This window comes from Flavobacterium sp. RNTU_13 (assembly GCF_046614455.1).
In the GTDB taxonomy this organism is placed as follows: domain Bacteria; phylum Bacteroidota; class Bacteroidia; order Flavobacteriales; family Flavobacteriaceae; genus Flavobacterium.
In genome coordinates this window covers 260,725-272,068 of the sequence record NZ_JBKJHB010000006.1, presented here as the reverse complement: position 1 = coordinate 272,068, position 11,344 = coordinate 260,725, and the positions used below count along the sequence as shown (strand labels likewise).

The following is an 11,344-nucleotide window of genomic DNA, read 5'->3' as shown; positions in this document are numbered from 1 at the left end:
AGGTGTTGCAGCAGGAACGTATTCGGTGACTGCCAAGAATGCTGCGGGTTGTATCTCAACGGCGACTTCAGTAACCATAAACGCTGCTCCGGCTGCGCCAGCAGCTCCGACAGCAACGACTGTTCAGCCAACGTGTTCGGTTACTACAGGTTCGATTACCGTAACTGCTCCAACAGGAACAGGCATCACGTATAGTATAGATGGAACCACTTACCAGGCATCAGCTAGCTTTACGGGTGTTGCAGCAGGTACGTACTCTGTTACAGCTAAAAACGCTGCGGGTTGTATCTCTACGGCTACATCGGTAACGATAAACGCTGCTCCTTCTATGCCAGCGGCTCCGGTTGCTACTTTGGTTCAACCAACATGTTCAGTTGCTACAGGAAGTATTACAATTACTGCTCTGACAGGAACAGGTATTACGTATAGTATTGATGGTGTAAACTACCAGGCATCAGCTACCTTCACAGCTCTTGCAGCGGGTACATATTTAGTAACTGCTAAGAATGCTGCGGGTTGTATCTCAACGGCTACATCGGTAACGATTAACGCTGCTCCGGCTACGCCAGCGGCTCCAACAGTAACAAGTGTTCAACCTACTTGTTCAGTTGCTACAGGTTCGATCACCATAACTGCTCCAACAGGAACAGGTGTTACGTACAGCATTGACGGAACTACTTATCAGGCATCAGCTACCTTTACAGCTCTTGCAGCAGGTACATATTCAGTGACTGCTAAAAACGCTGCGGGTTGTATCTCGACTTCGACTTCGGTAACGATCAACGCTGCTCCGTCTACGCCAGCGGCTCCAACAGCAACGACTGTTCAACCAACGTGTTCGGTTACTACAGGTTCGATAACCGTAACTGCTCCAACGGGCACAGGTGTTACGTACAGTATCGATGGAACTACTTACCAGGCATCAGCTACCTTTACAGCTCTTGCGGCAGGTACATATTCAGTAACGGCTAAAAACGCTGCGGGTTGTATCTCGACTTCGACTTCGGTAACGATAAACGCTGCTCCGGCTGCGCCGACTGCGCCGACTGCTACTTTGGTTCAACCAACATGTTCAGTTGCTACAGGTTCAATAACAATCACTGCTCCTACAGGGGTTACGTATAGTATTGATGGTATTAACTACCAGGCATCAGCTACCTTTACAGCTCTTGCGGCAGGTACGTATTCAGTAACGGCTAAAAACGCTGCGGGTTGTATCTCGACTTCGACTTCGGTAACGATAAATCCGGTTGCTTCAGCACCATCAGCGCCAGTTGCTTCGACTCAGGCGGTATGTACAGGTGCTACGGTAGCGGAGCTAACCGCCGACGGTACTAACTTACAGTGGTTCTTAAGCAATGAAGCAACAACTGCTCTTGCTTCTACTACGGCACTAACAAACGGTACATATTACGTTTCGCAGACCGTAAACGGCTGTGTTAGCGAAAGGACTCCGGTTGTTGTTACCCTAAATTCGGCTCCGGTAATTACTCCGCTAACAGATGTACAGGCTTGTACCAGCTACGCTTTACCTCCGCTTACAAACGGTGCATATTACAGCGCTCCGGGTGGTGCAGGTATCGAAATTGCAGCCGGTACTTTAATCACGGCAAGCCAAAGGATTTATGTGTACGCATCTAATAGCTGCGGATTCGATCAGCAGTGGTTTGACGTAATTATTATTCCTACTCCGGTAATTGCTCCGATAAGTAATGTAACTGCTTGTCAGGGTTATACGCTGCCACAGCTGAGTGTAGGTAACTACTACACTGCGCCAAACGGTCAGGGTACGCTGCTGCATGCAGGTGAGGTGATTACACAGACTTCTACGATTTATATTTACGCAACTGCGGGCAACATAGTACAATGTACTGCTGAAAGAAGCTTTACCGTAACTGTAAACGTTACTCCGGCTGCGGTTGCAGAAGCACAGACATTCTGCGGAAGCGCTACAGTTGCCAGTCTTGTGGCTACAGGCGAAAACCTTAAGTGGTACGCTGATGCTGCAGGAACAGAAGTTCTTGCTTCAACTACAGCACTTGCTACAGGCACTTACTACGTATCTCAAACCGTTAACGGTTGTGAGGGTGAAAGGACAGCGGTAGCGGTAACTGTAAACGTTACTCCGGCTGCGGTTGCAGAAGCTCAAACCTTCTGCGGAAGCGCTACAGTTGCCAGTCTTGTTGCTACAGGCGAAAACCTTACATGGTACGCTGATGCTACAGGCGCTGAAGTCCTAGCTTCAACTACAGCACTTGCTACAGGAACCTACTACGTATCTCAAACCATTAACGGTTGCGAGGGCGAAAGGACAGCGGTAACAGTAACTGTAAACTTTACTCCGGCTGCGGTTGCAGAAGCACAAACATTCTGCGGCAGCGCTACAATAGCTAACCTAGTTGCATCGGGTGAAAACCTTAAGTGGTATGCTGATGCTACAGGAACTGAAGTTCTTGCTTCAACAGTAGCACTAGCTACAGGTACATATTATGTATCTCAAACCATTAACGGTTGTGAGGGTGAAAGGACAGCGGTAACAGTAACTATCAACGTTACGCCGGCTGCGGTTGCGGAAGCACAAACATTCTGCGGAAGCGCTACAGTAGCTAACTTAGTTGCTACAGGTGAAAACCTTAAATGGTATGCTAATGCAATAAGTGCAGAACTGCTTAGTCCAACTACAGTACTTACTACAGGCACTTACTACGTATCTCAAACCATCAACGGTTGTGAGGGCGAAAGAACAGCGGTAGCGGTAACTATCAATGTTACTCCGGCTGCGGTTGCAGAAGCACAAACATTCTGCGGAAGCGCTACAGTTGCCAGCTTAGTTGCTACAGGCGAAAACCTTAAATGGTATGCTGATGCAATAAGCGCAGAACTACTTAGTTCAACTACAGCACTTGCTACAGGTACATATTATGTATCTCAAACCATTAACGGTTGTGAGGGCGAAAGGACAGCGGTAGCGGTAACTGTAAACGTTACGCCTGCTGCGGTTGCAGAAGCACAGATATTTTGCGGAAGCGCTACAGTTGCCAGCTTAGTTGCATCGGGCGAAAACCTTAAATGGTATGCTGATGCTACAGGAACTGAGGTTCTTGCTTCAACAGCGGCACTTGCTACAGGCACTTACTACGTATCTCAAACCATCAACGCTTGTGAAGGCGAAAGGACTGCGGTAGCGGTAACAGTAAACGTTACTCCGGCTGCGGTTGCAGAAGCACAAACATTCTGCGGAAGCGCTACGGTAGCTAACTTAGTTGCTACAGGCGAAAACCTTAAATGGTATGCTAATGCAATAAGTGCAGAACTGCTTAGTCCAACTACAGTACTTGCTACAGGCACTTACTATGTATCTCAAACCATCAACGGTTGTGAGGGCGAAAGGACAGCGGTAGCGGTAACTGTAAACGTTACGCCTGCTGCGGTTGCAGAAGCACAAACCTTCTGCGGCAGCGCTACAGTTGCCAGCTTAGTTGCTACAGGTGAAAACCTTAAGTGGTACGCTGATGCTACAGGAACAGAAGTTCTTGCTTCAACAGCGACTCTTGCTACAGGCACTTACTACGTATCTCAAACCATCAACGGTTGCGAGGGCGAAAGGACTGCGGTAGAAATTACTGTAAATGCTGTAGCGACCCCAACGGGTGAAGCTACACAGGTAATCACGGTAGATGTTCCGGCTGATGCAACTGTTGAAGATCTTGTGGTAATGGGCGAAAACATTCAATGGTATGCCTCTGTAGAAGACATCCAGGCGGGTACTCCTATTGCACAAGGCACAGAACTGGTTAGCGGAACTAAGTATTACGCTACACAAACGGTTAACGGCTGTCAGTCGGCTTATCTTGAAGTGACGGTAGAAGTGGTACTAAAAACTGACGCTAAAGACAGTATTAAGTTCAGCTACTATCCTAACCCGGTAAAAGATCAGCTAAACATTATTTCGGGTTCGTCAATAAGCCTTGTAGAAGTGTATACACTGCACGGACAAAAGGTAATAAGCCAAACCTGGAATGCGCTTTCGGGCCAACTTAACATGGTGCAGCTGGAAGAAGCTACGTATATTGTACGTGTGTACACAGGTACTAAAACGCAAAGCTTTATGATAGCTAAAGGCCACTAATATTTCTGCAACGGCACGGGTATTCCGTTAAAAGGATACCTGCACGGCGCAAACACCAATAATAAAGCAGCAGTAACCTCCCGGCTACTGCTGTTTTTGTTTATTTTAGCCAAAACCAAATGAAATAAAAACCAACGTAAAATGAAGTATATACTAGCTTTAGTACTGCTGTTTATTTGCCCTGTAATAGCAGCAAAGAAAACACCGTTAATTTTAAAATCAAACACTAGGCTCATCAGCATAAAAGAAGGCTCATCATTCTATAAAGACATTTGGGAAGTATCCCCTGAGGTTAAGCCCGATGTGTTTAATGCCAATACATTTAAGGGTACGCAAAAAATAGTGTTTTACAGTGATATAGATACGCTGGCATTTACCGTAAAACCAAATAAGAAATATGATTTTATCATTTTACTGAACGGAACCGAAAAAGCCCATACCCAAATAAATACCTATAAAAATAACACGCCAAACCTTGAGCCGCATTTAAGCTACTATAATACCAACCCCGGCTACAAGTGGGCTACAGATACCATACCGTTTCGGTTAGGTAAAGACAACCGCATCCACATAACCGGTAAAATAAACGATAGCGATACGCTGGATTTAATATACGATACAGGGGCGGGCATAAGCGCCATTACAAAATCGTTAATAGGTAACAGGGTAAAAGTAAGGATAGACGGTACCACCAAAAACAGGGGAATGGACGGTATTACCGAAGTGCAGACAAGCGCGCGTAATACCATTAAAATAGGTTTGTACGTGTGGGAAAACGTACCGCTGCTGGCGGTAGATTATAAGTCGAAAACCGATTTTCCGTTTGATGCCGTACTAGGCTGGATGGTTTTTGAGGATAAGATTGTAGAAATTGATTACGATTTGCAGAAGATAATTTTGCACAGCTCCCTGCCAAAATTATCGGGAGAGTATTCTAAATCGGAGTTTAAGCTGATTGAAGGTATTCATTACATAAAAGTAAAGCTGGTGGTAAACGGCAAAGAAAGTGAAACGTGGTTTGATTTTGATACGGGGTCTAATGGTACAGCGTTCATTGGCCAGAAGTTTGCCCGCGAAAATGATTTAAACAACAGCATGAAAATGCTCCGTAAAAATAAAAGCAAGGGCAGCGTGGGCATAGCAATAGAGAATAAAGAAGTGCTGTTGCCTAAAATGATACTGGGTGGTTTTGAGCTGTACCAGTTGAGGATGTCTATACAACAACAGGAGGTGGAAGGCGCAGGCATTAACGAAAATGTGGGTAACAACATTTTAAAGCGTTTTAATGCCGTTATTGATTTTACAAACGAAACCATTTACCTTAAACCGAACAGCCTTTTTTACTCAAAAATGTAAACCGCTACGGTAGTCGTAACTATTTCGATTGAGTTTTATACTTAATGTAAAATAAGTCAATTTTTTTTATTTATTTTATGGTGTTGTATTCACACTTATTTTATTGGTGTAAATACACATAAAACAAACAGCACCATTTTTATGAAGAGAAGAAGTTTATTAAAAGGCGGTTCGGCGTTTATTTCTGCGCTTATTTTAGAGAAAAGCCTTGCGGCTCCGGTACAGGGGCTCGGCCTTTTAGAGCCGGCGTACGAACCTATGCAAAAAGGCCCTTTTAAGCCTACATGGCAGTCCTTGCAACAATATAAAGTTCCGGACTGGTACCGCGATGCTAAATTTGGTATGTGGGCACACTGGGGTCCGCAGTGCCAGCCCGAAGCAGGCGACTGGTACGCGCGCGAAATGTATATGGAAGGCAGCCGCAAGTATGAGTTTCACGTAAAGAAATACGGGCACCCGTCTAAATTTGGATTTAAAGACGTAATCAACGAATGGAAAGCCGAAAACTGGAATCCCGATGAACTGGTTACCTTATATAAAAACTCAGGCGCACAGTACTTTATGGCACTGGCTAACCACCATGATAACCTGGATTTGTATGACAGTAAATATCAGAGCGAGTGGAACAGTACTAAAGTGGGCCCTAAAAAAGACATTATAGGCGGATGGGCAAAGGCGGCTAAAAAAGCCGGGCTTCCGTTTGGGGTAAGTGTGCACGCCGCCCATACCTGGAGCTGGCTGGAAGTAGCCACACGCGCCGATAAAAACGGCCCTTATGCAGGCGTTCCGTATGATGGTAATCTTACTAAAAAAGACGGTGCCGGTAAATGGTGGAACGGGCTAGACCCTCAGGCGTTGTATGAACAAAACCATCCGCTGAGCCAAAACAGCGATGACGATGGTGCCATACACCGCCAGTGGAACTGGGGTAATGGTGCTTCGGTTCCGTCTAAAGCATATTGCGAAAAGTTTTATAACCGTACCATCGACCTGATTAACAAGTACAAGCCCGATCTTATTTATTTTGACGATACTGCACTGCCGCTATGGCCGGTAAGCGATGTGGGGCTGCGTATAGCGGCGCACATGTACAACAAAAGTATTAAAGACAACGGTAAGCTTACGGCAGTTATTACCGGAAAAATACTGGACGAGCAGCAGCGCAAAGCGGTGGTTTGGGACATAGAGCGCGGGCAGAGTAACAGCATAGAACCCTTTACCTGGCAAACCGATACCTGTATAGGCGACTGGCATTACAACCGCGAAGTGTATGACCGTAAGGGCTATAAATCAGCACAAACCGTAATCCATACCCTTATAGATGTGGTAAGTAAAAACGGCAACTTTATGCTGAATGTACCCGTGCGTGGCGATGGTACCATAGACGACCAGGAACGTAAAATTGTAGAAGATATAGGCGTGTGGATGCGCGCTAATGGCGAAAGCATTTACGGCACCAACCCGTGGAAGATATTTGGCGAAGGCCCTGCCCAGGAAGGAGCTGCGGCACTAACGGCACAGGGTTTTAACGAAGGTAAGGGCAAGCCGTTTACCGATAAAGATGTGCGCTTTGTAACCAAAGGCAACTACCTGTACGCTACCATAATGGCCTGGCCGGAAACCGGTACGGCTGTTATAAAGAGTTTAGCTACAGGAAATCAAAAAATAAACCGTGTAGAACTTGTAGCGACTAAAGAGCTGCTACAGTTTAAACAAACCGCCGAAGGCCTTGTGGTAACATTTCCGGCTAACCGACCGGAGGCTTCTTATGCCAATGCGCTTAAAATAAGCTAACAGTCATTTAAGTAACAGTTGAGAGATAGAAGTGTACAGCCGGAGTACTAAAAGCGTAATGATCTGCTTTTAGGCTCCGGCTTAACAAAATTTTCTGCATTTAATTCGCTATTTTTACCGCCGGAACCAAAAACTAATTAATGGCATCAGGAATTTTTGCAATACTGGATGATATTGCATCTTTAATGGACGACGTGGCCGCCACAAGTAAAATGGCCACCAGTAAAACAGCCGGTATACTGGGCGACGACCTGGCGGTAAACGCCGAAAAGGCAACCGGGTTTGTATCTTCAAGGGAGTTACCGGTACTATGGGCCATTACAAAAGGCTCATTGTTAAACAAGGTTATTATTATCCCTATCATTCTTGCGCTAAACGTATTTTTCCCTATCGCCATAAAAATCGTGCTTATTATAGGCGGGTTTTACTTGGCATATGAAGGGGTAGAAAAGGTGGTAGAATACTTTTTTCATCATGGCGATGCACATGCCGATGATGCTGCCGACCAAAACCAGGACGATGCCGCAGCCGAAAAATCAAAAGTAAAATCAGCTATAACTACTGATTTTATACTTTCGCTGGAAATTGTAATCATAGCCCTGAGCACCGTGCTTGATAAGCCGCTGGGTATACAAATACTTACCGTGTGCATAACCGCGCTTATAGCTACCATAGGGGTTTACGGAATCGTAGCCCTTATAGTACGTATGGACGACGCCGGTTTTAGCCTTATCAGGCATTCGCACAACAAAGGCTTCCTTACTGCGCTGGGTAACCTGCTGGTAAAGGCCCTGCCGTGGGTTATAAAGGCCCTTGGCGTTATAGGTACACTGGCATTATTGCTGGTATCGGGCGGAATTTTTGTACACAACATAGACCAGCTACACCACTTTTTAGAGAGTTGGCCTTCTATAATAAAAGAATTTACCATGGGTATTGTGGGCGGCATTATAGCCCTTATAATTATTACCGTCGGTAAAAAAGTAGTATCGCTGGTAAAAGGCTAAGGCCTGATTTAGCTGATACAACAAAAAACGCCCGGATGAACTTCCGGGCGTTTTTTTGTATTTGTACTTACAGGAATCCTTGTTTTACGGCCTCTTTAACCAAGCTGCCGTCAGAGCTTACCTCAAAAGCTTTTTTCATGGAAGCAATGCGTTTTTGTACCGCACTACCCGATAAAAACACCATGTCTTCTACCTCTTTCATCTTATACCCTTTAGACAGGAAAAATAAAATCTGGCGGTTTATATCATCTACCATAAGCTCTTTTTTCCATATTTCCTTAATGCAGTTTTGCACCATGGGGCTACGGTAGTTGTCGCCCTCGGTTACCGTAGTTATTACCTGCGACAGCATTTGCGGCGTAAGCTCGCTTTTAATTACAAATCCTTCCGGTTTTGCCAGCTTGTATATATCATACAAAATAAGCATTTCGGTATGGGCGGTTATCATTATTATGCGACATTCGGGCATACGCTGGCGCAGCATCATGGCTATATCAAGCCCTGATTTCAGGTTCTGCGGTTCGTATGCGGGCAGGCCGTGGTCTATAATGGCTATATTAAAATCAGTGCTGCTGCCTGCTATGGTGTGGTACGCTTGTTCTGCATTGTTCGCTATGGCAGTGGTATAGCTGTTTTCGGGCAGGTTGTCTTGCAGTACCTGCCTGTAAGCGCCCACAGTAAGCGGATGGTCATCTACCAATAGTATTTTTACAGACATATAATTCCGGTTAAGGTTGGATTACTAATGTTTTAGGTCTTGGATCTTTTGGTTTTTTCGGTGCTTACGGTATTATAACAAAAACCAGTTTTCGAAATTACTAAAAAACTCTTATAGCATCAGCCAAAAAGCGTGCCGTTTTTTAACATTAACGTTGCGCTCTCTTTTTTAGTTTATCATAAAGTATATAAAGCTATGGGTAATTATGTAAAAAAACATACATTTGGCTGCTGTTTTGGGATTTTTCCGGTAGCGGTAGTTTGTTAATACATAATCTCTTACACCTTATGCGCAGGTATATATATGGTGCTGTAACGGTATTTTTGGCGCTATGCATAGTTTGTTGCCAAAAGAAAAAGCCCGTGGTGGCAAATCAGGACGAAGGCGAACTGAAATATTTGTGGGACACAGAGCACCTGTCGCGCGAGGAGCGTTTGCACATACTGGACAGCGTGTGGAAAGCTACAGACAAGCAACCGCAAACCCAGCTAACCACCCAGGTTATGAAACTGGTGGCGTACCTGTATTATTTTGATGAGGAATACCCTAAACAACGCGCCATTATGCGGGGCATGTACAGCCAGGCCGAAAAGCGTGGCGATTCGGTTTCCATGGCGTATGCGCTTTATAACATAGGTACATCTTACGATGCGGATAACGTTACAGACAGTGCTTACTATTATCATCTGCGTGCCGGCAAAATGTATAAAAACCTAAACGACACGCTTAATATAGGCCTTACCAAACATTGCACTGCAAAAATACTAATGCAGCACGGCAGCTATGCTGAGGCCGAGGTGCTGGAGGTAGAGGCGCTAAAGTTGTTTCGTTCCATAAACGATTCTGAAGACATGGTGTGCTCTTACGTGGCTCTGGCGGGATGCCTGGTGGGAATGCATAAATACGATAAGGCACTGGAATACTACAAAACGGCGCTTGCCGAGCTAAATGTTTTAAAAAAGAAAGACCTTGCCCCGGAGGACTACAACGACTACCTGAGGCTAATTTACGGCAACATAGGTGTAGTGTACGACAAAAAGGGGGATTACACTAAAGCACTCGACTATTATAACCAGGCTTTTAATATTAAAGGTTTAGAGCGTCACCAGCAGGCGGTGTTTTTAGGCAACCGCGGGTATGCAGAAATGATGCTTAACCGGCCTGAGGAAGAATACATGCCTGATTTGCAGGAATCGCTGCGGGTGCTGGATAGTATAGGTGCTGATTTCCATAAACTGGATCCTGAAAAAAGTATTGCAAAGCACTACCTGCGCCAGGGCGATACCCTGCAGGGGGTGGCATTGCTTAAAGCTGCCTACCGCGATGCCCGTATAGCGGAAAGCGCCGACGATATGCAGGAAATCCTGGCATTGCTACTTACCGCAGACCATAAGCACACGGTAAAGCACTCTAAAGAATACTTTAGGCTTACCGATAGCCTGCACAGTGCAGAGCGTGCCGCACGCGATAAATTTGCACGTATTTCGTATGATACAGATTTGGTTGAAACCAAAAACAAGGCGCTTAACCGCAGGTACAACGCGGCTGTAGCAGTTACAGTGGTATTGCTGTTTATGGCGGTGGGTATTATACTTATTATAAGGCTGCGCTCGCGCAATAAGGAGCTGGTATACAACCAACAGCAACAGGAAGCCAATGAAAAAATATACGGACTGCTGCTGCAACAGGAAATGGAAGCCGAAAACGCCCGTGTTGCAGAACGGAACCGCCTGGCAATGGAACTGCATGATGGGATTATAAACCGCATTTTTACCACGCGCTTTAACCTGATGCAGCTAAAAACCGAGCAGGAAGAAAAGCGTACGCAGTTAGTAACCGAGCTGCAGGAAACACAAGACGAAATCAGGAAACTGTCTCACGACCTTAAAGACGCGTTTGCAGGCGATGCCGAAAGCTTTGCCGATATTTTGCGTAAGGAAGCCGAGCGTAATTCGTGTGCCGGTACCGTACAGTTTGATGTGTATATAGATAAGTTTATAAACTGGGCAGGAGTTTCACCAGCGTGCCGTGTGGCGCTGCTGCGTATAATACAGGAGGCATGCCATAACGTACTGAAGTACTCCGGTGCTACAGAATGCCATGTAGCCGTAATGTCTCAGGGCGATAAAATAAAGCTGCGTATTTGGGATAACGGCGTAGGCTTTGACACCGGTAAAAAGAAAAGCGGCATAGGCCTTAAAAATATGGAAGACCGCGTAAAAGACCTTGGCGGTAGCCTTACCGTTACTTCTGCCGAAGGGCAAGGCGTGGTTATAGAGGCGGTTATGTAATAAAAAAAAGCGCCTGATTAAGGCGCTTTATCTTCCAGGCTGGAGTAGT

At 45.6% G+C, this 11,344-nt stretch carries 6 protein-coding genes; 5 read left to right on the top strand and 1 reads right to left on the bottom strand.

Annotated features, from left to right (window positions below):
- From ACLI08_RS14375 to ACLI08_RS14360, 4 genes are all read left to right on the top strand, one after another.
- Positions 1-4,129 (top strand): T9SS type A sorting domain-containing protein (locus ACLI08_RS14375; protein ID WP_411429200.1); only part of this gene is annotated, 4,129 nt, incomplete at its 5' end.
- 141 nt (positions 4,130-4,270) lie between these two features.
- Entirely contained in the window at positions 4,271-5,485 is a 1,215-nt protein-coding gene (locus ACLI08_RS14370) for a retropepsin-like aspartic protease (protein ID WP_411429199.1), read from the top strand.
- Between the two features lie 141 nt (positions 5,486-5,626).
- Positions 5,627-7,279: an alpha-L-fucosidase gene (locus tag ACLI08_RS14365; protein ID WP_411429198.1), complete on the top strand. Its 1,653-nt coding sequence runs from the start codon at positions 5,627-5,629 to the stop codon at positions 7,277-7,279.
- A 140-nt stretch (positions 7,280-7,419) separates the two neighbouring features.
- Complete coding sequence (locus tag ACLI08_RS14360; RefSeq protein WP_411429197.1) at positions 7,420-8,286, top strand: DUF808 family protein; 867 nt, start codon at positions 7,420-7,422, stop codon at positions 8,284-8,286.
- Between the two features lie 67 nt (positions 8,287-8,353).
- Here ACLI08_RS14360 and ACLI08_RS14355 read toward each other — a convergent pair whose 3' ends face one another.
- Complete coding sequence (locus tag ACLI08_RS14355; protein ID WP_411429196.1) at positions 8,354-9,004, bottom strand: response regulator; 651 nt, start codon at positions 9,002-9,004, stop codon at positions 8,354-8,356.
- Between the two features lie 287 nt (positions 9,005-9,291).
- On the opposite strand from ACLI08_RS14355, the gene ACLI08_RS14350 reads away from it, so the two are divergent.
- Complete coding sequence (locus ACLI08_RS14350) at positions 9,292-11,295, top strand: ATP-binding protein (RefSeq protein WP_411429195.1); 2,004 nt, start codon at positions 9,292-9,294, stop codon at positions 11,293-11,295.
- Positions 11,296-11,344: the final 49 nt, after the last annotated feature.